Below are 20115 nucleotides of genomic sequence, written 5' to 3' on the forward strand. Positions count from 1 at the left end.
GTAGTAATATAAGTTTAATTAAGTAAATATACTTATGATTTTCAGTGTACGCTTATTAAAAATAGAACGATATTCTATGTTTAGCTTTCTAAAGGTTTATTTATTTTATGTGTGAATTACTTGGCATGTCAGCCAATGTACCAACGGATATATGTTTTAGTTTTTCAGGGTTGTTGGAGCGTGGGGGAAATACGGGGCCACATAAAGACGGCTGGGGCATTACTTTTTATGAAGGTAAAGGCTGCAGAACCTTTAAAGATCCCGAGCCAAGTTACCAGTCAGAAATAGCTAAATTAGTTAAAGCTTATCCGATTAAAAGCGTATCGGTGATAAGTCATATTCGTCAAGGCAACCGCGGGCGAGTGTGTCTTGAAAACACCCACCCGTTTACTCGTGAGTTGTGGGGGCGTGAAATAACCTATGCTCATAACGGGCAGCTTTCAAATTATCATGATTTAAAACCTGAATATTATCGACCTGTGGGTAATACCGATAGCGAGTTGGCATTTTGCTGGTTGCTTGACAAAATTCGTGAAAAGTACCCGCAGCGACCAAGTAATATGGCGTCGGTTTTTAGATATGCGGCTAAGCTTTCGCATACGCTACGTGAAAAAGGCGTGTTTAATATGTTATTGACCGATGGTGTATTTGTTTTAGCGTATTGTACTAATAATTTACATTACATAACGCGCCGTGCACCGTTTGGTAAAGCAACACTTATTGATGCCGACATGGTGGTCGACTTTCAACAAGAAACCACGCCAAACGATGTGGTAACGGTTATAGCAACAAGGCCGCTAACCAACGATGAACGCTGGCAAAAAATGCAGCCAGGAGAGTTTGCGTTATTTAAAATGGGTGAATTAATGTAGGTTGGTAGAGTAAAACGAAACTCAACTTAAAGTTTCAAATCTAAGTATTAAAATGAAAAGCCCAAGTTATGGTTGTCACACTTGGGCGTTTCGTATTGCATCTTGTAAGTAATTTATTCGGGGGTTATTTCGTTTTTAACTTGTGCAGGTAAAGCCGGTGGATTGATCACGGTAAACGATTTCATCTGCACTTCAAACTGTTCCACACCTTTTTCACCTTTCCACATGCGCACGAGCATATAATCCATTTCTGGGGCAAACCATGCTAAGGCTTGGCGTTTGTCATTGTCGTATAAACGTTTTACTTTAATGGCTTCTACGTTACCTATAGGTAAGGAAATCATTTCGGTTTCTACCACTTCAAAGTCGTAGTCACGGCAATTACCTTTTTTATCAACTAAAGGAAACGAGAAACTAGTTTTTCCTTTTTTAAGTCCTTCTCGAACTTGCACTTGATAAGAAATACCATCTTGGAAGTTATCATGCCATTGGCATTTTAACGGGTAGTCGCTGGTGTTACTGGTGACAGTTTGTGTTTGACGATCAAAGTTAATTTCATACTTTTTGTCAGGCCCAGTCCCCGTGCGGATCATAGAGTACTGAATAGGCTCTACTTTATCGTTAGCAAAGCTAAAAGTTGATGACTCTTGACGTGAGTCAGAGAAAATCATCCATTCAATATCGCTATGGTAAGTGACTTGGTAGTTATTATTATCGAGTTTTTTTAGTTCACGCTCGGCTGTACCATGATTTGCGCCTTTGCGCAAAATATCGTAGCTGGCTTGATACTGGGTTAACTCACCTGCAATCAGGCTGGTAGGAAGTAATAAAGTGCCCGCACATAATAGCCAGGCACTTAATTTTTTATTTTGGGTAGTGCGCGCCGTGTGCAGGAAGTTGTTTTTCGTCAAGAACTGCATAATCTTCTTCCATCGTAAGTCGTTGTTCACTGAACCACTTGACCACCAAAGGATAAATTATGTGCTCTTGCGCATGCACACGCTTAGCGAGCGTGTCTGCTGTATCGTCTGCTAATACAGGCACTTTGGCTTGAAGAATAACGGGTCCGCCGTCTAATTCTTCAGTTACAAAGTGAACACTAACGCCGTGAACGTCGTCTTTTGCATCAATTGCTCTTTGGTGGGTATTCAGCCCCTGGTACTTAGGCAACAAAGATGGATGAATGTTCAACATTTTTCCAACATATTTTTGCACTAAGTTAGGAGTTAGAATACGCATAAACCCAGCTAATACAACTAGATTTGGTTCAAAAGAGTCAATTATATGCATTAACTGGGCATCGTACGCTTCGCGTGAGTCAAACTCTTTATGACTCAGCACGTGTGTGGCAATACCTGCATTTTTTGCACGCTCTAACCCATAAGCGTCTGCTTTGTTACTAATAACAGCCGCTATATGGGCGTTTATCTCGCCGCTTTCACAGGCGTCTATAATGGCTTGTAAATTTGAGCCACTGCCTGAGATCAAAACTACTAGACGAGTGGGTGCCATTACGCAGCACCACCTACAATTTCAACTTGCTCTTCGCCAGCAACGGCATCTTGGATTTCACCAAGGTGCCATGCGTTCTCGCCAAGATCTTTTAAGATATTTAAGCTATTTTCAAGCTCATCCGCAGGTACAACTAACACCATGCCTACACCACAGTTAAATGTGCGGTACATTTCGTGTGTTGTAATGTTGCCGTTTTCTTGCAACCAGCTAAACACACTTGGCCACTGCCAGCTATCACCTTTAACAACCGCTTTAGCAGATTCAGGTAATACGCGTGGGATATTTTCCCAAAAACCGCCACCAGTAATATGCGAAAGGGCATGCACGTCTACTTGCTTGAACAACTCAAGTAATGGTTTAACGTAAATACGTGTTGGTTCTAAAAGGTGCTCACCTAAGGTTTTGCCATCAATCACTTGATTAGTATCAGCGTTAGAGACTTCTAAAACTTTGCGAATTAAAGAGAAACCATTTGAGTGAGGACCGCTAGAAGCAAGGGCAATAAGTTGATCGCCTGCAGCTACTTTAGTGCCATCAATAATTTTTGATTTTTCTACCACACCGGTACAAAAGCCTGCCATGTCGTAGTCTTCACCATCATACATACCTGGCATTTCAGCTGTTTCGCCACCAATTAGGGCACAACCTGAAATTTCACAACCTTTACCAATACCGGTTACTACGTCGGCTGCTGTGTCTACATCTAGTTTACCCGTTGCATAGTAATCTAGAAAAAACAGGGGTTCAGCGCCTTGTACTATTAAATCATTTACACACATCGCAACTAAGTCGATACCTACAGTATCGTGCTTTTTAAGGTCAATTGCTAAGCGTAACTTAGTGCCAACACCGTCAGTGCCTGCTACAAGTACGGGTTGCTTATAACCTTCAGGAATTTCGCAAAGTGCGCCAAAACCACCAATTCCGCCCATCACTTCAGGACGACGAGTTTTTTTAACTACGCCTTTAATACGCTCAACAAGTGCATTACCAGCGTCGATATCTACGCCCGCGTCTTTATAGCTTAGAGACTGTTTTTGTTCGCTCACAGGTTTTCCTCAAAATAGTTGTTTTGATGCTTACTTAGAAACGCGCGTATTTTACAACAATTGCAAGGGCGCGGCTAGTTGAAATCTGGATTTGATTTTAAAGACAAGGACACTTGTCCTCTAGTTGCTGTATTAGTAAACAAAAAAGCGCCCAATGGCGCTTTTTAATATGGAAATAAAAATTAATACTACAAATTAGGCTTTAGCTGTAAGTATCGCTCTAAGTGGTGCAGGGTAGCCTTCAATGGTTTTACTGGTGTCAGTGGGGTCTAAAAAGTCAACTAAAGATTCGTTTTCCATCCAGTCAGTTTTACGCTGCTCGTCGAGCGTTGTAATAGCACAATCTTTAATTTGCACATCTTTAAAGCCAACACGTTCCATCCACAATTTTAATGCCGCAGTGCTTGGAATAAACCATACATTACGCATTTTTGCGTAGCGGTCGGTCGGAACCAATACGGTGTTTTCATCGCCTTCAATAACTAAAGTTTCAAGTACTAGCTCACCACCAGGGCGAAGCTGTGCCTTTAATTGCGCTAAAAAGTCGATAGGTGAGCGACGGTGATAAAGTACTCCCATCGAAAATACCGTATCAAATGCTTTAAGCTCTGGCAGGGCTTCTACACCTAATGGTAATAAATGCACCTTTTCATCAGGGTTGAAGTGTTTAATTGCCTGAAACTGGCACAAAAATAAGTCAGATGGGTCAATACCCACCACAAACTGTGCACCTTCACCGCGCATACGCCATAAGTGATATCCCGAGCCACAACCAATATCTAATACAGTACGGCCTTTTAATGGCTCAATATGCGGTAGGAGTCGATCCCATTTCCAGTCACTGCGCCATTCTGTATTAATGTCGATACCGTGCACATTAAATGGACCTTTTCGCCAAGGCATCATTCGTTTTAATAAATGCGTGGTTTGCTTTTTTTCGCCTTCAGTCATTTCGCCAGGCGCGCCTATTTCTACTTTGCTGACAATATCAACTTGGTTTGTTGATACCTCAGGTAAGTTTTTTAGTACTTTTTGCCATTGAGGCAAATCGCCATGGCTAGCCTCTTGTTGCCAATGCTTTAATTGCGCAGGCAAGGTTTCTAGCCAGTGGCTAAGTGGGCTTTGTGCAATAGCAGCGTAAAATTGGTTAAACCATGCAGACATGTGTCACTCTCTAAATTATTTAATTGCTACCATTGAGCAAAAATTAAAACATTGATACCACACTTGCGTTTGGCTAAAACCAATGTCGCTTAAACGTTGTGTATGTGTGCTAAGTGTATCGGGGCGCATTACGTTTTCAATGGCGGTACGCTTTTGGCTTATTTCCAGCTCAGAGTAGCCATTATGACGTTTAAAGTCGTGGTGCAAGTCAATCAGTAAGTTATCACATTGCTCATTTTCGGCTTTAATTTTTTCACTTAATAGCAAAACGCCACCGGGTTTTAAATTAGCGTATATTTTTTCAAGTACCGCTTTGCGCTGCACTGGTGGAATAAACTGCAGGGTGAAATTCATCGCCACTACCGATGCATTTTGAATATCAAGCTCGTTAATATCACCCAAGGTAACCGTTACAGGAACGTCTGATCTAAACCCTTGTAAATGGACCTTACAACGCTCCACCATGGCTTGTGAGTTATCTACAGCAATAATATGACAGCTATCAGTTTGAATATTACGGCGCATACTTAGGGTAACCGCCCCTAACGAGCAGCCTAGGTCATACAAATTTGAATTTGGCTGAGCATACTCACCCGCTAATTTTCCCATGGTACTTACTATGGTGGCGTAACCGGGCACCGAGCGTTGGATCATGTCGGGAAATACTTCAACCACGTTTTGATCAAAACTAAAGTCTTTTACTTGTTGCTCAGAGGCATAAATACTGTCTTTTATACTCACGAAGGCAGTCTCTTTGAAAATAATAGTGCTATTTTAACATTTTATGCTGGATAGTCAGTGATAAATTCAGTAGCTTGACTAGAATTATGAAGAATAAGTATAAAAGAGATTATTAAATGAGCAAAAGTAAGGTTATTAGTACCGACGATATATTAGCAACATTATGCCACTCAGTAACGGGTGTACTTTCATCAGCCAGCGGCAACGAGATCAGCTATTCAGCCATGGTACAAAAAATAACGCGTACTTGTATGCGACCAGACATAGGCTGTTTTGTTTTATTTGACGGGGGCTTTACCGGCTTAGTTGTCACCAACTTTACAGCGCAAGCGGCCATGGAAATTTACGGCGATTATATGCGTAACATGGGTATGCCAGAAGACGAAATCGCACACAGCCACTTATCTGATGACGTTTCAAACGTGATGGGTGAGTTGATGAACCAAATAGTGGGCGACTTCACGTCAAAAGTGCGTGAACAGCTGCATACCTCTATTACCCAAAATCAGCCAAAAATGATGGCTATTAATAAACAAGTGCAAATATCGGTTGATACCACTATGGATCGTCCGCAAGCACGTCGCGTAACGTTTACGACTCGCAACCAAAATATCTTCTATTTAGAATTAGCGATGGATAAAACAGAGTTTATTAAACTTCACGACTTTGACATTGTAGAAGCGATAGACCCAGACGATATTATCGAAAATGAAGCTAAGCAAAAAGCGGATAAAGAAAAAGCGAAACAGCCAAAGCAAGATGATAGCGATGACGACTTTATGGCCGAATTAGGGCTTTAACGTTTTTACTTAGGCTGGGTTAAGTGAAACGAAACCTAACACGCTTTTAAGCTCTTAGCTGTCAGATTAGAAAGTGACAATAATAAAAACGCGATTTATATCGCGTTTTTTGTTAACGAGGGCTTTCATTGCGAACTCGTGTGTCATTATTTTGGCTGACCGCTGACCGCTGACCGCTGACCGCTGACCGCTGACCGCTGACCGCTGACCGCTCAATTATACGGATTCTCACCCATCGCAATAGCTACACAAAAAATCCGTAAATCCAGCTCTAGCTGATGGTACTGCGGCTCCATATGGCAGCATAATTTATAAAAGCCTTTGTTATGGTCTTTTTCCTTAAAATGCGCGAGTTCGTGCACCACTAATGCTTTTAATAATGGCTCAGGGGCGCGCAATAAATCGCTGTTTATTGCTAAATCGTGCTTGCGGGTTTTACCTTGCATACGGTACGTGTGGGTACCGAGCGCATTGGTGACCATATCACCTTGTTTTTTAAACGCAGCGCGTCCAAATGGCGGGGCGTTTTTTAAATACTGCTTTTTAAGCTCAGTGGCGTAGCTATACAGTAACTTATCACTGGTAATACGATGCGCCTGTGGATACTTTTTAAGTAAATACTCACTTACCTTTCCTGCTTTTATTAGGCTTAATACTTGCTCAACGATATTGGCAGGGTAGCCGGTAAAGTAACGTGCGTATTCACTCATTATTGTCTCTGTATTTTGAATTTATTTTTAAAAAAGTGCTTGCTGGTGGGCTTCTTTTTCGCCACTAAATGGATTGAGTACATTGTGATTATACCCCAAATCTTGGCAAAACTGGCGAGCCAGCAGCGGCGCTTGGCGGTTATCAGCGGTATGAAAAAACACATAGGGGCTTTTGCCCTCATCGAGCCACTGGGTTACTTTGCTAAGCCAAGGCTGATAAAAGGTTTTATAATCGTTTTCTAAGTTAGCAATAACAAAACGTGCCATAGGCTGCGAGCCCGTAGCAATAGCGTGCACTGGTAAGTGGGGCTTTTTTTGTTGGGCGTCTATTAGCGCTTCGGTTGTTGGCTTTACTGCAAAGAGCGCCCGAGTATCCATAGCAATACGGTTTATATTATTTGCCATTAAAAGCTGATTAAGTGCGATTTCGGCCTCACCTTTTTTAAAAAAATCAGGGTGGCGTACCTCAACCCCATAGTTTAGCTCTTTAGGAAGTAACTCAATAAAAGCGGCAAGCTTAGCTAAATGTTGTGGCGCAAACGCTTTAGGTAATTGCAGCATTATTTGCCCTGTTTTTTCAAATAGAGGGGCGAATAAATTAAGCCAATTAGTTAGCTCATGTTGCACGTTAGTAAGTTGGAGTTCGTGACTAAAGCGCCGATGAAACTTAAAGGTAAATTTAAACTCATCGGGTACACTGGCAGCCCATCGTAATACAGTGTCAGGCGAGGGATCAGCATAAAAACTGGTGTTACCTTCTACCGAATTAAAATGCTGCGCATATTCGCTGAGCATATCGGCATTTTTACACTGGCGTGAAAATAAATTTCCTTTCCATACGCTGCTCGACCACTGCGGGCATCCAATATATAGCATACAAACAAAAGCCTTGATATAAAGTGCCGGTAGTGTAACAAATAACAAAACAGTGCGCTGTAAATTCCACCCCGAAAGGTAAACACGCCCTAGCATCTTCAACCTACTTGGGTATAATGCAGGGCTTAATTTGATTATTTTGAATTGCTAGCGGTTTTATTTTCATTTTGGTGTTTATAAAAACTTTTAAAACAACGGTGTTTAACCGCTATATGCCTTTTATCTGACAGGAAAACTATGCGCTCTATATACTGCGGACAGCTAAATAAAACTCACGTAGATCAGGAAGTTGAACTATGTGGCTGGATCAACAAACGACGTGACCTTGGCGGACTTATCTTTGTCGATTTACGTGATAGAGAAGGTTTAGTACAAGTTGTATTCGATCCGGAAGTTGAAGGATTAATGGAAACAGCTAACAAACTTCGTCAAGAATTTTGTGTTCAGTTAAAAGGGATTGTACGCGCTCGCCCAGATAGCCAAGTAAATAAAGACATGGCAACCGGCGAAGTAGAAATTTTAGGCACGGGTTTAACTATTATTAACCGCTCTGAGCCTATGCCACTTGATTTTAACCAAGTGAACTCAGAAGAGCGTCGTTTAAAATACCGTTACTTAGATTTACGTCGTTTAGAAATGAGCGACCGCATTAAATTACGTGCTAAAGCAAGCAGCTTTGTACGTCGCTTTTTAGATGAAAATGGCTTTTTAGATATCGAAACGCCAGTGCTAACTAAAGCAACGCCTGAAGGTGCTCGCGATTACTTAGTACCGAGTCGTGTTCATAAAGGTAGCTTTTACGCATTACCACAGTCACCACAGTTGTTTAAGCAATTGTTGATGATGTCGGGTTTTGACCGTTACTACCAAATTGTTAAATGTTTCCGTGATGAAGACTTACGTGCTGACCGTCAACCTGAATTTACTCAAATAGATTTAGAAACCTCGTTCATGAGCTCTGATCAAGTACGTGGTATGACAGAGAAAATGATCCGTGAAATGTGGCAGTCATTACTAAATGTTGATTTAGGTGATTTCCCAATTATGCCTTACTCTGAGGCAATGAGCTTATATGGTTCTGATAAGCCAGACTTACGTAACCCAATGAAGCTTATTGATGTAGCTGATTTAGTAAAAGACGTAGAATTTAAAGTATTCTCGGGTCCGGCAAATGATGAAAAAGGCCGTGTTGCAGTGCTAACTGTTCCAGGTGGTGCATCACTTTCTCGTAAGCAACTAGATGAATACACTAAGTTTATTGGTATTTACGGTGCTAAAGGCTTAGCATGGATGAAAGTAAATGACCGCGATGCAGGCGTTGAGGGCGTGCAATCGCCAATCGCTAAATTCTTAAATGAAGATGTGATCACGCAGTTACTTGAACGTACTAATGCACAAACAGGCGATATCATTTTATTTGGTGCGGATAAACGCAACACCGTAAATGAAGCCATGGGCGCACTTCGTTTAAAAATTGGTATTGATTTAGAAATCACTAATTTAGATAGCTGGGCACCACTTTGGGTTGTTGACTTCCCAATGTTTGAAGAAGATGACGAAGGCACATTACACGCTGTACACCATCCATTTACTGCACCAAAAGATATTAGTGCCAGTGAGCTTGAAGCAAACCCAGCAGCGGCTATTTCAGATGCTTACGATATGGTATTAAACGGCTACGAAGTGGGCGGTGGCTCGGTACGTATTCACAATGCAGATATGCAAGAAGCGGCATTTAGAATTTTAGGTATTGAAGCGCAAGAGCAGCAAGATAAATTTGGTTTCTTACTTGATGCACTTAAATACGGCACACCGCCGCATGCAGGTTTAGCGTTCGGTTTAGACCGTTTAGTTATGTTGTTATGTGGTACTGATAACATTCGTGACGTTATTGCTTTCCCTAAAACCACACAAGCATCGTGTTTATTAACCGATGCGCCTAGCAAAGCAAACAGCGATTCGCTGACAGAGCTTGCTATTAGTGTAGTTGAGAAAGAATTACCAAGCGCAGAATAAAGCTAGTGTTTAGTTAGATCAAAACCCCTTAGGCTAAATACCTAAGGGGTTTTTTGTTTGGCATAACCCAATTTAGGTGCTTTATTTTTATGAGCGAGTTATTTAAAGATAGTCATTATTTTGATCAGTCATTTTCAAACTTTACAGCAAATGCAAAGCGCTTTAGCGATATTGAGTTTGAACAATGTCAGTTTATTGATTGCGATTTTAGTCACAGCCAGTTTAGTGCCTGTCGGTTTATAGAGTGTGAATTTATTAACTGTAATTTGACTGAGCTTAATTGGAATTACAGCTCACTAGAAGGGGTGAGCTTTGCAAATTGTAAACTCAATAGCATAATGTGGGGACAAGTAAATTGGCCACAATTAGCGCTAACGTCACCGGTGAGTTTTAAACAGTGTGAGCTGAGCCATAGTTCGTTTTTTGAATTACAGTTAAAAGCGTTAACAATGACGAACTGTTTTGCCAAAGATGTCGACTTTAGACACGCTAACTTAGTTCAAAGCAACTTCTCGGATACTGACTTTAGAGACAGCCTGTTTCATCAAACTAATTTGAGAAAAGCAAATTTTGTTGGCGCAACGCAATTTAATATTGATATAACAAGCAATGATGTGAGTAATGCAAAGTTTGAACGGCTTGAAGCGTTAAATCTATTAACAGGACTTGATATCGAGCTGGTTGATTAGCCGCAAGAGCTTACGGCTAATACGTTATTGTATTTACTATTAGCAAGTAGGGCCATTTTTATTGCGCGCGCTAGCCAGTGCGCGGGCTATGCTCAGTAGCTCAGGCGAAATATCATCCGCGCCATCTTTAATCAGTTTAGTTACATCTCCTGATGAATATAAGCTATCACGCGGTGATTTAATCCCAAGCTCTCTGACAAAGTCTTTGGTTTTACCAGTACTGCCGGTTTCAATAAACTTAAAAATAATACGTTCGTTGTTACTTTTCGGCTCTGCTTGTAACACTTTAATTTCTTCTTGGTAGGCTTCAATTCTGCTTTGTAGAATATCGATGCGTTGTTCAATGCTGCTGTATGATTTCATGAATGGATTCTTTTGCGATAATAGTAAAACAATAATCGCTATTATCGCACAAATTAGCAAAGACGCGCGCTAACCTTTATAATAAAAATTAACGTTAGCTAAAAATGTATAAATAATACAAGGGAATGCATGATAAAAATTATAAAAAAGCATTTAATGTTAAGTGCGCTGACTTTAAGCACTATGCTATTTGCATCATCAAGTTATGCCCAAAACGATGCAATCATTGATGAAAGTCGTAATCGCTCTATACCTGTAAATATTAGCCTACCAACTAACCACCTTAAGTGCAGTGCGCAAGTCAAATGCCCAGTGGTATTTATAAATGCAGGGTATGGCATTAGCCACAATGAATACACCTTTGTAAGTAAGCTATTTAATGCGCAAGGCTATTTAAGCATTGCGGTAGCGCATGAGCTTAAAACCGACCCTGCACTCAATCGTATGCAGCCATACCTAACTACTCGTATGGAAAATTGGCACCGTGGTGTTGTAACCCTCAAGTTTTAGTCAACGGGCTAAGTGTTAAATACCCTGAATATGATTTTACAAAACTCACTTTATTTGGTCACTCAAATGGTGGAGATATCTCAGCCTTGTATGTAGCTATTTACCCAAGTGATGTAAGCCAATTAATTACGCTCGATCACCGCCGCATGTTATTACCACGCAATAAAAGCATACGCGTACTCACACTGCGAGGTAGTGATTACCCAGCCGATGCAAACGTGCTTTTAACCGATCAAGAGTTAACCGTTTATCCTGTTACGCAAACGTTGATAGAAAAATCACGTCACAACGATATGTACGATGGCGGCCCTAAATGGCTGGTGGATAAAATGAGTAAAGAGGTAGCGGCGTTTTTAGAAAATTAAACGATACAGTCAGTTTTTAAATTAAAATCCTAAATATAGCGCAGGGCTTACTGCGCTATTTTTGTTTTAGTTACCCCACTAATTCACTAACCACCAAAGGGCTGTTATGTAGCGTTTTATGCACAGGGCATTTATCGGCTATTTCGAGTAATCGATTTCGCTGAGCGTCAGTTAAATCACCTTGTAAGGTTATTTTGCGGATAATGGCCTCTAAATTGCCGCTTTTTTCGCAATCATCACAATCTTGGTTGTAATTGCGGGTATGGTTGAGCTCTACTTTTATGTGCTCTAGCGGCAACTCTTTGCGACTTGCATACATGCGAAGTGTCATTGCAGTACAAGCTCCAAGCCCAGCGAGTAAATGATCATAAGGGTCTGGGCCTAAGTTTTTACCGCCGACATCGGTAGGCTCATCAGCAAGCCATGTATGGTTTTTAGTACTCACGTGCTGAGTGAATTTATGATCTTTTTCTTCAACTAATACACTGCCGTTAGTTAATTTTGCACTATAGGGTGTTTTATCGTATTCAACATAGCGATTAGCCCACGTAGCAATGACATCGGCTGCGTAGTTAGCGTCTTCTTTATTGCTGAGTAAATGATCGGCATTATCTAAACTAATAAAGCTTTTTGGATGCTTAGCAGCTGCGTAAATTTTTTCGGCTTCACTAATATTCACGGTGGCATCAATAGGAGAATGCATAACTAACAAAGCACGCTTAAGCTTGCCTATATGGCTGTTATCGTATTTGGCGATGTCATCTATAAATTGCTTTTTAATCGTAAATTCCCGCCCAGCTAAACACACTTTTGCTTCACCCGATTGGTTTATTTCATCTAAATGAGCAGCAAAGTTATGAGTAACATGCTGGGCATCTGATGGCGCGCCTATAGTCGTAATGGCCGATATTTCGGGTATGTGCTCTGCTGCTGCAAGCACCGCAGCACCACCTAAGCTGTGGCCTATCAATAACTGAGGTGCTTTAAAGTGTGTTCTTAAGTGATTGGCTGCAGCCACTAAGTCTTGAATGTTTGATGAAAAGTTACTGTTGGCAAAGTCACCATCGCTATTACCAAGCCCTGTAAAATCAAAGCGTAATACAGCAATGCCTTGCTGAGTGAGCGCGCGACTTATTCGTGTTGCAGCCGCTACATCTTTAGAGCAGGTAAAACAGTGAGCAAATAAGGCATAAAATTTCACTTCACCAGAGGGCTGTTCAAGTTGTCCAGCGAGTTCTAATTCACCGCTTTTAAAAGAAACTTTTTGTCGCATGTAGAGAGCCTTAACAAGTTGATATAGTGTGTGATGCTGATAAAGAAGAGATTGGTACGATGGGGTGAAAATTCAATACAAGCGTTATTTTGATCTTGATCAAGGCAGAGAAGGCTTGCTTATTGAGTGCGGACATATGTCCTTATAATTTCAAGGGGGTTTGTCTATCCTCGCACAGCATAAAAATGCAGCCTTTATTACTTGAATTAAGTAGTTAAGCTATATTTGAATGTAATACTAATTTCGTGTAGACCTGTGGCTTAAGCGAATTAGTAAATGGCTTCTAACAACCTACTTACTGGAATGTACCATGCAATTACCTACAGTTGATTATAAAGCGGACGATGCGGCTGCGCAATTTGTTGAATCGTTGAGAAATACTGGTTTTGGCGTATTAAAAAACCATCCTATTCCGCAATCTTTAGTTGAGTCTATTTATAAAAATTGGCAAGACTTTTTTAACTCAGAGCAAAAGCATGAGTTTTTATTTTCAAAAGAAACGCAAGATGGTTATTTTCCACCGTCGGTATCAGAAGTAGCTAAAGGCCATACGGTAAAAGACATTAAAGAGTACTTTCATGTTTACCCTAAAGGCCGTGTTCCTGCACAATTAGAAGCAGATGTACGTGAGTACTACCGTTTAGCTAATGAATTTGCGGCAACATTATTAAGCTGGGTTCAGGCTGAAGCGCCTGAAGAAGTGCGTGCTAAGTTCTCTATTGATTTAAAAGATATGATTGCCCAGTCTGAGCAAACGTTGTTACGTATTTTACATTACCCGCCAATGACAGGTGATGAAGAGCCTGGTGCTATTCGTGCTGCTGCGCACGGTGATATTAACTTATTAACCGTATTACCGGCGTCAAACGAGCCAGGTTTACAAGTACAAAAAACTGATGGCGGTTGGTTAGATGTGCCATGTGATTTTGGTAGTTTAATTATTAATATTGGTGACATGCTACAAGAAGCATCGGGTGGCTACTTCCCATCAACGATTCACCGTGTAATTAATCCATCGGGTAAAGCAACAACCAAATCACGTATTTCATTACCATTGTTTTTACACCCTCGTCCAGATGTGGTGTTATCTGATCGCTACACAGCAGATAGCTACTTACAAGAGCGTTTACGTGAGTTAGGTGTAAAATAATCTTTTAGCATGTGTAATGCTCAGGTAAATAAAAAGCGGCTGTTTAGCCGCTTTTTTAGTATTTGTGTTTATTGATTTGGCACAAAGTAAATAATGGCATGCATTCTGAGCCACTAAAGGTATAATGCGCGCAACTGGCCACTTTGGCCTAATTTGAAATAGAGAGTTTATATGAGTTTTGATGGTTTAGGTTTATCACAGTCTTTAGTTAATGCGGTTTTAGAAAAGGGCTATGAAACGCCAACGCCTATTCAGGCTCAAGCTATTCCAGCAATTATTGCACGTCGCGATGTAATGGCCGCAGCGCAAACCGGTACCGGTAAAACCGCTGGTTTTACTTTGCCGCTTATTGAGCGTTTATCGTCGGGTACTAAAGCAAAAAGTAATCATGTTCGTGCGCTTATTTTAACGCCAACCCGTGAGCTTGCCTTGCAAGTGAGCGAAAACGTTGAAGAATACGCTAAGCATTCAAATGTGAGTTCGTTTGTTGTTTACGGTGGTGTTAAAATTAACCCACAAATGCAGCGCCTGCGCAAAGGGGTTGATATTTTAGTGGCGACACCAGGGCGTTTAATTGATTTACACAATCAAAACGCGGTTAAATTTGATAGCGTTGAAGTACTGGTTTTAGATGAAGCCGACCGTATGTTAGACATGGGCTTTATCCATGATATTAAACGCCTAATTGCAAAAATGCCTGAAAAGCGTCAAAACTTAATGTTCTCAGCCACGTTTTCGGATGATATTCGCGCGCTGGCAAAAGGGTTAATTAACGACCCCGTTGAAATTTCTGTTGCGGCTAAAAACACCACCGCAAAAAGTGTCACGCAAAGCGTATACGCAGTAGACAAAGCACGTAAAACGGCCCTATTAAGCCATTTAATTCGTAGCAACGATTGGCAACAAGTACTGGTATTTAGTCGTACTAAACACGGTGCTAATCGTTTAGTTAAGCAACTTGAACGCGATGATATTGTTGGTGCGGCAATCCATGGCAATAAATCTCAGGGCGCGCGCGTTAAAGCACTAGAGGGCTTTAAAAGTGGTGAAGTGCGCGTATTAGTGGCAACCGATATTGTTGCACGTGGTTTAGACATTGTTGAATTACCGCATGTTGTAAACTACGACTTACCTAATGTATATGAAGATTATGTTCACCGTATTGGCCGAACTGGTCGTGCGGGGGCATCAGGGCATGCTATTTCGTTTGTAACGGTTGACGATGCAGTAGATTTATACGGCATTGAGCGCTTTATTGGCGAGCTAATTCCACGTGCTGAAGAAGAAGGTTTTGAACCGGCTAACCCTGTTGCAGAGCGCGCACTCGATGCACGCCCGTTACCGGCTAAAAAGCCAAAGAAAAAACAACCATTTAATAAGCCTAAATCAGATAGCAGCAAGCCTAATAGCAAAAAGCCTAACAATGGTGGCAATGGTACAGGCCCACGTCGTGGTGGCTCTAAAAAGCCAGCAGCTAAAACCGATGATAATGCACAAAACCCATGGGCAAAGCGTCAATCGGTTGGTGGGAATGGCCAGCGCCGTCGTCGTCCAGCAAATAACGACTAATTAGGTTTAGTTCGCTTTAATAAAAAACGCGCTTACTTTTACTGGTAGCGCGTTTTTTAATGCCTATCTTAAAGCTTTACTAACTGATTAAATAATTAACTGCTAATCCTACAAATAAAGTAACACTAACGCTCAGTAACGTCCCTAGCATCACATATTCAGTGAGTTGTTTATCTTTGCTGGCACTTAAGTCGCCAAATCTAAACACCGATTTAGCGGCAATTAAAAACCCAAGCCCTGCAAACTGATCTAATAAAATAAATGTCAGCATAAGTACTCTTTCAAGCATACCAATACTTTGTCCTGCTAAGGGGAGGCTACCATCACTAGAAAAGTGATTAGTTAAACGCTCTAACATCATTCTTATAAATACCGCACTGGGGCTTAAAATAATAAGGTAACCAGTTATAATCCATAGCACTTTTGCGTTGCACAATAACGCCATTACATTGTCAGCAAATTGCTGATCGTCAGTTAGCCAAATACTTATCGCAATAATGACAGTGATATGTGCAATTTGGTCTAATAAAAAAGGCACTACGCCTTTATTTGAATACGATTTAGCAATATCAATAAAGTAGTGACTGATCATAATAATGCCGGTCGCCAGTAATACGCTGCTTAGTTGTTGCCAGCCAAAACTATATTCCCAAAGTGCCACAACGACTGCACTGGTAATACCGTGAACCAATACATGGTAGTAAAGTTTTTTTGCTTTAAAATGACGGGTGTTTCTGTCGTTTACCCAGCTCATGGGTTGCCAATAAAAATCAGCGAGTAAGTGGCCAATAATCAGTGCAACGAGTAATAGTGAAAATTCCATTAGTCATGTCCTTGCTGTATGCTTTTAAGCCATTGCTGTGTGTGTAAAATAAATCGCTCTATCAGTTGATAGTTAGCAAGATTAAGCAGCTTAGTAACGTTTTCGCGGCTGGTGTTGAGCTCATTAGCTAAGGCTGCATGGTTGTTATTAGTATGGGTTAAATATACATACAAAGCATTTGCTTGTTTTTGGGTTATTTTACACAGTAATACATCGACAAACGCTAGGTTTAGCTTAAAGCTCTCATCAACCGATTGATCTGCAATAGCAAATGTAAAACGTTGGTTTGTCATTTTATCTAGCTCATGACCAGAGAGAGTAAATGCAGAGCCTGTAGCAGTTTTTATACTCGTACTAGGGTTATCTATGTGCCCCAACGCCATGCTTTGGCGCAATTCATAACCGGCAGATTTTAACTGTAGATAAATAAGAATAGCGGTGGTAACTAACCGTTCACTTTTTTCTACTTGCAGCTGAAATGCATCCCCACGGTAAATATCCCAAGATGTTGTTTTATTACAATTTGCACGTAAACTTTGCTCTAGCTGATAAAGCATGGCATCGTATTGTTGTTTAGGTATTTTTTGCGATTTAATTATATCGCCGCTGATCACACCAATCATATAAATCCAGATAGATTATTTATATGTAACTAATTTTGGTTACATCTTAAAATGTAACCGTATTTGGTTACATTGGGTTTGGTAACTAATTTAGGTTACTTAACACGCAATTGCAAGTATTACTCATTAGGACATAATAATGACCTCACAACAAAGCAGTAAACCTCGTGTAGGTATTTTTGTCGATGTACAAAATATTTATTACACCTGTCGCGAAAGCTACGGTAAAAACTTTGATTACAATGCCTTTTGGCGAATGATAGAGCAACAATACGATATTGAATGTGCGTTTGCTTATGCAATATACCGAGGTGATGAAAAGCAAAATCAGTTTCAAAATATTTTGCGCGCTATTGGCTTTGAAGTAAAACTAAAACCCTTTATTCAACGCCGTGACGGCAGTGCCAAAGGCGATTGGGATGTGGGTATAACCATAGATATGCTAGAGCAGGGGAAGCAGCTTGATAAAGTTATTTTACTCTCGGGTGACGGTGACTTTGCATTATTACTTGGGCATTTAAAAAATCAATATGATGTTCCGTGTGATGTATACGGTGCTGATAAATTAACCGCAGAGGTACTTAAGCAAAGTGCCGAGCAATTTCATTTAATTGACAAACAGCTACTACTTTAAAAAGTATAAGTATTGTATTTTTGATTTATTTTTGAGCAGAATGTTTGCGTTGATCATGAGAGTATTTAATACAACGGGTGCATAGATTAATTAAGCCTAATTTAGGCTTTTTTTATGGCGATAATAAATTGGGTTTAGTGGATGAGTATGGTAATTTTAAGATTCAATTAGTATCAAGGAATTACATGCTTAACTACAGTAATATGCCATTAGACAGAGGCTCAAATGCGCGCAAAGACCCTACTTGGGTAGACGCAAAAAAAACAGCAGACAGTTTATGGCTTTTAGTTAAAGGCAATCACACCTTATTTGCTAACAGTAGCCCTGAGGTGGTGTATTTAGCTTACCAACAAGTGGCGCATTTAGATTTAACGCAGGCTATTCTTTTAGGATCAAATAAACAGGATAATGCCGTATTTGCGCTAGACGTAACTGAACTCGAAGAGTCGTTATTAGCAACGATTGTTGGTGATGCTCAGTTTGCAGATATTCGTCAATATGGTACTCAAGTAGCACTTGAAGATGGCTCAAATGCAGCGCTTGCTCGTGGGTTGTGTTACTGGCATGCCACTCATAGTTTTTGTGGTCGCTGTGGTACCAAAAATCACTTAGTTGAAGGGGGGCATTCACGTTTATGCGACAACGCAGCCTGTATGCACCAAACTTTTCCGCGTACCGATCCAGCCGTTATTATGGTAGTAACTAAAACATTTTCTGATGGGATTGAACGCTGCTTATTTGGTCGCCAAGCAACTTGGCCTAAAGGTCTGTATTCCTCACTTGCCGGGTTTGTCGACCCAGGTGAAACCCTTGAACAAACCGTGATCCGAGAAGTAAAAGAGGAAGCGGGTATTACCGTGGAGAAAGCAGAGTATATTGCTTCTCAACCTTGGCCGTTTCCTTCGTCAATTATGCTAGGTTTTATTGCCACAGCAAGCAGTGATGAAATAAGCACAGAGCAAGATGAACTTGAAGATGCAAAGTGGTTTTCTCGCCAAGAACTTGCGCAATTTAAAGATTGGCAACACGAGGGGGAGCATTTAAAGCTACCTAGAGCTGATTCGATTTCGCGTTATTTAATTGAATATTGGCGTACTCAGATAGAAGGATGAATCATGTCGAGCAAAAATAAAAATACTCAGTTAGTCTCATCAGGGCGCAAAAAAGCGTACACCCATGGCGTAGTTAATCCAGTGATACAGCGCGCTTCAACGATTGTGTTTGATTCTGTGAGTGAGCTTAAAGAAGCGGCTAAAACACGTGGCGACAAAACCTTGTTTTATGGCCGCAGAGGGACGACCACTCATTTTGCTCTGCAAGAGGCAATTACCGAACTCGAAGGCGGTGAGGGCTGTGCGTTATACCCATGTGGCGCGGCAGCGATAAGCCAAACTCTGTTATCGTTTTTAAAGTCCGGTGATCATATTTTAATAGTGGACACTGTTTACGAGCCAACCCGTGATTTTTGCGACAAGATTTTAGCGGGGCTGGGCATTACTACGACCTATTATCCGCCTATGATTGGCGCAGATATAAAAGAGTACATTCAAGACAATACCAAAGTGTTGTTTTTAGAGTCTCCGGGTTCAATTACCATGGAAATTCAAGATGTTCCCGCTATGGTGCAAGTGGCAAATGATCATAATGTGATGACGGTGCTTGATAACACTTATGGTAATGGTTTGCACTATCGCCCACTTGAACATGGTGTTGATATTAGTATTCAAGCGGCAACCAAATATATTGTAGGTCATTCAGATGTGATGATGGGCGTAGCTGTAGCGAATAAAAAATATTGGCCAACACTTCGTGAACACTCTTATTTACTCGGGCAATGCACCAGTGCAGATGATGCGTATTTAGCACTACGAGGTTTGCGTACCATGGCGGTGCGATTAAATCAGCATGAAAAAGCGGCTATTGAGGTTGCTAAATGGTTAGAGCAGCACGAGTTAGTTGATCATATTCGCCACCCAGCATTTGAAACATGTCCTGGGCATGAATTTTTCAAACGCGATTTTAACGGTAGTAATGGTTTGTTTTCGTTTGTAATGAAAACCGGTAACCAAAAGGCCATTGATGCTTTTTTAGATAGCTTGCAGCATTTTAAAATGGGCTTTTCTTGGGGAGGCTTTGAGAGCTTAGTAACGGCAAACCTATCAATGAAAGGGCTGCGCTCGCAAACAGGATGGGAGCATGGACCTGTTATTCGTTTGCACATTGGCTTAGAAGATGCTGAAGATTTAATTGCCGACTTACAGCAAGCATTAGCTATTTATGAGCAACATTTATGATTACTAATTGTTTAAATTACATTATTTGTTACAAAGCCTACCTCTGAGTAGGCTTTTTTTTGCTAGCAATTCAACGTGT

The 20115-nt window shown here is 40.9% G+C and carries 20 protein-coding genes and 1 pseudogene; 10 read left to right on the forward strand and 11 right to left on the reverse strand.

The window, feature by feature from the left end:
• The first annotated feature begins 107 nt into the window (after positions 1-107).
• Positions 108-872: a class II glutamine amidotransferase gene (locus tag ACTRWE_RS15360; RefSeq protein WP_013464565.1), complete on the forward strand. Its 765-nt coding sequence runs from the start codon at positions 108-110 to the stop codon at positions 870-872.
• A 113-nt stretch (positions 873-985) separates the two neighbouring features.
• Here the strand turns inward: ACTRWE_RS15360 and ACTRWE_RS15365 are convergent, their stop codons facing one another.
• From ACTRWE_RS15365 to cmoA, 5 genes are all read right to left on the reverse strand, one after another.
• Positions 986-1783, reverse strand: coding sequence for a DUF3108 domain-containing protein (locus ACTRWE_RS15365; RefSeq protein ID WP_350654964.1), 798 nt, complete (start codon positions 1781-1783; stop codon positions 986-988).
• On the reverse strand, positions 1737-2384 hold the full coding sequence (gene purN / locus ACTRWE_RS15370; protein WP_350654948.1) for a phosphoribosylglycinamide formyltransferase: 648 nt from the start codon (positions 2382-2384) through the stop codon (positions 1737-1739). The genes ACTRWE_RS15365 and purN overlap by 47 nt, the downstream gene beginning before the upstream one ends.
• A complete protein-coding gene (purM, locus tag ACTRWE_RS15375; protein WP_016899473.1) occupies positions 2384-3436 on the reverse strand; it encodes a phosphoribosylformylglycinamidine cyclo-ligase in 1053 nt (350 codons plus the stop codon). The genes purN and purM overlap by 1 nt, the downstream gene beginning before the upstream one ends.
• 195 nt (positions 3437-3631) lie before the next feature.
• Positions 3632-4600: a tRNA 5-methoxyuridine(34)/uridine 5-oxyacetic acid(34) synthase CmoB gene (gene cmoB / locus ACTRWE_RS15380; protein WP_350654949.1), complete on the reverse strand. Its 969-nt coding sequence runs from the start codon at positions 4598-4600 to the stop codon at positions 3632-3634.
• Between the two features lie 15 nt (positions 4601-4615).
• Positions 4616-5341 carry a carboxy-S-adenosyl-L-methionine synthase CmoA gene (cmoA, locus tag ACTRWE_RS15385; RefSeq protein WP_055011763.1) on the reverse strand — a complete coding sequence of 242 codons (726 nt, stop codon included), beginning with the start codon at positions 5339-5341 and terminating at the stop codon, positions 4616-4618.
• 116 nt (positions 5342-5457) lie between these two features.
• On the opposite strand from cmoA, the gene ACTRWE_RS15390 reads away from it, so the two are divergent.
• Entirely contained in the window at positions 5458-6141 is a 684-nt protein-coding gene (locus tag ACTRWE_RS15390) for a DUF3334 family protein (RefSeq protein ID WP_008111638.1), read from the forward strand.
• Positions 6142-6353: 212 nt separating this feature from the next.
• Here the strand turns inward: ACTRWE_RS15390 and ACTRWE_RS15395 are convergent, their stop codons facing one another.
• Both ACTRWE_RS15395 and ACTRWE_RS15400 read right to left on the reverse strand, forming a co-directional pair.
• The gene (locus ACTRWE_RS15395; protein WP_016899476.1) at positions 6354-6851 is read right to left on the reverse strand and encodes a M48 metallopeptidase family protein; all 498 of its coding nucleotides are present in this window, start codon (positions 6849-6851) and stop codon (positions 6354-6356) included.
• 27 nt (positions 6852-6878) lie between these two features.
• Positions 6879-7727: a DUF72 domain-containing protein gene (locus tag ACTRWE_RS15400; RefSeq protein ID WP_350654950.1), complete on the reverse strand. Its 849-nt coding sequence runs from the start codon at positions 7725-7727 to the stop codon at positions 6879-6881.
• Positions 7728-7964: 237 nt separating this feature from the next.
• Between ACTRWE_RS15400 and aspS the strand changes: the two genes are divergently transcribed.
• Positions 7965-9743: an aspartate--tRNA ligase gene (gene aspS, locus ACTRWE_RS15405; RefSeq protein WP_350654951.1), complete on the forward strand. Its 1779-nt coding sequence runs from the start codon at positions 7965-7967 to the stop codon at positions 9741-9743.
• A gap of 89 nt (positions 9744-9832) precedes the next feature.
• The gene (locus ACTRWE_RS15410) at positions 9833-10432 is read left to right on the forward strand and encodes a pentapeptide repeat-containing protein (protein WP_350654952.1); all 600 of its coding nucleotides are present in this window, start codon (positions 9833-9835) and stop codon (positions 10430-10432) included.
• Between the two features lie 39 nt (positions 10433-10471).
• On the opposite strand, the gene ACTRWE_RS15415 is transcribed toward ACTRWE_RS15410, so the two are convergent.
• The gene (locus ACTRWE_RS15415) at positions 10472-10795 is read right to left on the reverse strand and encodes a hypothetical protein (RefSeq protein ID WP_090493947.1); all 324 of its coding nucleotides are present in this window, start codon (positions 10793-10795) and stop codon (positions 10472-10474) included.
• 129 nt (positions 10796-10924) lie between these two features.
• On the opposite strand from ACTRWE_RS15415, the pseudogene ACTRWE_RS15420 reads away from it, so the two are divergent.
• Positions 10925-11670, forward strand: a pseudogene (locus ACTRWE_RS15420) (alpha/beta hydrolase).
• Positions 11671-11740: 70 nt separating this feature from the next.
• Here ACTRWE_RS15420 and ACTRWE_RS15425 read toward each other — a convergent pair.
• Positions 11741-12943, reverse strand: coding sequence for a bifunctional alpha/beta hydrolase/OsmC family protein (locus ACTRWE_RS15425; RefSeq protein ID WP_462880287.1), 1203 nt, complete (start codon positions 12941-12943; stop codon positions 11741-11743).
• A gap of 310 nt (positions 12944-13253) precedes the next feature.
• Here ACTRWE_RS15425 and ACTRWE_RS15430 point away from each other — a divergent pair, with 310 nt between their 5' ends.
• Together ACTRWE_RS15430 and ACTRWE_RS15435 are read left to right on the forward strand one after the other, a co-directional pair.
• Positions 13254-14093 (forward strand): isopenicillin N synthase family dioxygenase, encoded by an 840-nt coding sequence (locus ACTRWE_RS15430; protein WP_008111615.1) that lies wholly within the window; start codon positions 13254-13256, stop codon positions 14091-14093.
• 171 nt (positions 14094-14264) lie between these two features.
• Complete coding sequence (locus ACTRWE_RS15435; RefSeq protein WP_350654954.1) at positions 14265-15662, forward strand: DEAD/DEAH box helicase; 1398 nt, start codon at positions 14265-14267, stop codon at positions 15660-15662.
• A gap of 79 nt (positions 15663-15741) precedes the next feature.
• Here the strand turns inward: ACTRWE_RS15435 and ACTRWE_RS15440 are convergent, their stop codons facing one another.
• Both ACTRWE_RS15440 and ACTRWE_RS15445 read right to left on the reverse strand, forming a co-directional pair.
• Positions 15742-16485, reverse strand: a complete 744-nt coding sequence (locus ACTRWE_RS15440; RefSeq protein WP_350654955.1) for a DUF3307 domain-containing protein — start codon at positions 16483-16485, stop codon at positions 15742-15744.
• Positions 16485-17108, reverse strand: coding sequence for a hypothetical protein (locus ACTRWE_RS15445; RefSeq protein ID WP_350654956.1), 624 nt, complete (start codon positions 17106-17108; stop codon positions 16485-16487). Before ACTRWE_RS15445 ends, ACTRWE_RS15440 begins: the two co-directional genes overlap by 1 nt.
• Positions 17109-17247: 139 nt before the next feature.
• Between ACTRWE_RS15445 and ACTRWE_RS15450 the strand changes: the two genes are divergently transcribed.
• The 3 genes from ACTRWE_RS15450 (at position 17248) to ACTRWE_RS15460 (ending at position 20036) form a co-directional block, all read left to right on the forward strand.
• Positions 17248-17742 (forward strand): LabA-like NYN domain-containing protein, encoded by a 495-nt coding sequence (locus ACTRWE_RS15450; RefSeq protein ID WP_350654957.1) that lies wholly within the window; start codon positions 17248-17250, stop codon positions 17740-17742.
• 185 nt (positions 17743-17927) lie between these two features.
• Positions 17928-18854 carry an NAD(+) diphosphatase gene (gene nudC / locus ACTRWE_RS15455; protein WP_462880288.1) on the forward strand — a complete coding sequence of 309 codons (927 nt, stop codon included), beginning with the start codon at positions 17928-17930 and terminating at the stop codon, positions 18852-18854.
• Between the two features lie 3 nt (positions 18855-18857).
• A complete protein-coding gene (locus ACTRWE_RS15460) occupies positions 18858-20036 on the forward strand; it encodes a cystathionine beta-lyase (RefSeq protein ID WP_350654959.1) in 1179 nt (392 codons plus the stop codon).
• Positions 20037-20115 lie beyond the last annotated feature (79 nt).

It is taken from the genome of Pseudoalteromonas sp. G5_S1_54_S4, from assembly GCF_054968565.1.

Excerpts from the sequence above, each read along its gene's own strand:
- ACTRWE_RS15440 (WP_350654955.1), bottom strand. The coding sequence starts at position 16,485 with ATGGAATTTTCACTATTACTCGTTGCACTGATTATTGGCCACTTACTC.
- ACTRWE_RS15400 (WP_350654950.1), bottom strand. The coding sequence starts at position 7,727 with ATGCTATATATTGGATGCCCGCAGTGGTCGAGCAGCGTATGGAAAGGA.
- ACTRWE_RS15450 (WP_350654957.1), top strand. The coding sequence starts at position 17,248 with ATGACCTCACAACAAAGCAGTAAACCTCGTGTAGGTATTTTTGTCGAT.
- cmoB (WP_350654949.1), bottom strand. The coding sequence starts at position 4,600 with ATGTCTGCATGGTTTAACCAATTTTACGCTGCTATTGCACAAAGCCCA.
- ACTRWE_RS15360 (WP_013464565.1), top strand. The coding sequence starts at position 108 with ATGTGTGAATTACTTGGCATGTCAGCCAATGTACCAACGGATATATGT.
- ACTRWE_RS15390 (WP_008111638.1), top strand. The coding sequence starts at position 5,458 with ATGAGCAAAAGTAAGGTTATTAGTACCGACGATATATTAGCAACATTA.
- ACTRWE_RS15460 (WP_350654959.1), top strand. The coding sequence starts at position 18,858 with ATGTCGAGCAAAAATAAAAATACTCAGTTAGTCTCATCAGGGCGCAAA.
- purN (WP_350654948.1), bottom strand. The coding sequence starts at position 2,384 with ATGGCACCCACTCGTCTAGTAGTTTTGATCTCAGGCAGTGGCTCAAAT.
- nudC (WP_462880288.1), top strand. The coding sequence starts at position 17,928 with ATGCTTAACTACAGTAATATGCCATTAGACAGAGGCTCAAATGCGCGC.
- ACTRWE_RS15435 (WP_350654954.1), top strand. The coding sequence starts at position 14,265 with ATGAGTTTTGATGGTTTAGGTTTATCACAGTCTTTAGTTAATGCGGTT.
- aspS (WP_350654951.1), top strand. The coding sequence starts at position 7,965 with ATGCGCTCTATATACTGCGGACAGCTAAATAAAACTCACGTAGATCAG.
- ACTRWE_RS15430 (WP_008111615.1), top strand. The coding sequence starts at position 13,254 with ATGCAATTACCTACAGTTGATTATAAAGCGGACGATGCGGCTGCGCAA.
- ACTRWE_RS15445 (WP_350654956.1), bottom strand. The coding sequence starts at position 17,108 with ATGATTGGTGTGATCAGCGGCGATATAATTAAATCGCAAAAAATACCT.
- ACTRWE_RS15395 (WP_016899476.1), bottom strand. The coding sequence starts at position 6,851 with ATGAGTGAATACGCACGTTACTTTACCGGCTACCCTGCCAATATCGTT.
- ACTRWE_RS15415 (WP_090493947.1), bottom strand. The coding sequence starts at position 10,795 with ATGAAATCATACAGCAGCATTGAACAACGCATCGATATTCTACAAAGC.
- ACTRWE_RS15425 (WP_462880287.1), bottom strand. The coding sequence starts at position 12,943 with ATGCGACAAAAAGTTTCTTTTAAAAGCGGTGAATTAGAACTCGCTGGA.
- ACTRWE_RS15410 (WP_350654952.1), top strand. The coding sequence starts at position 9,833 with ATGAGCGAGTTATTTAAAGATAGTCATTATTTTGATCAGTCATTTTCA.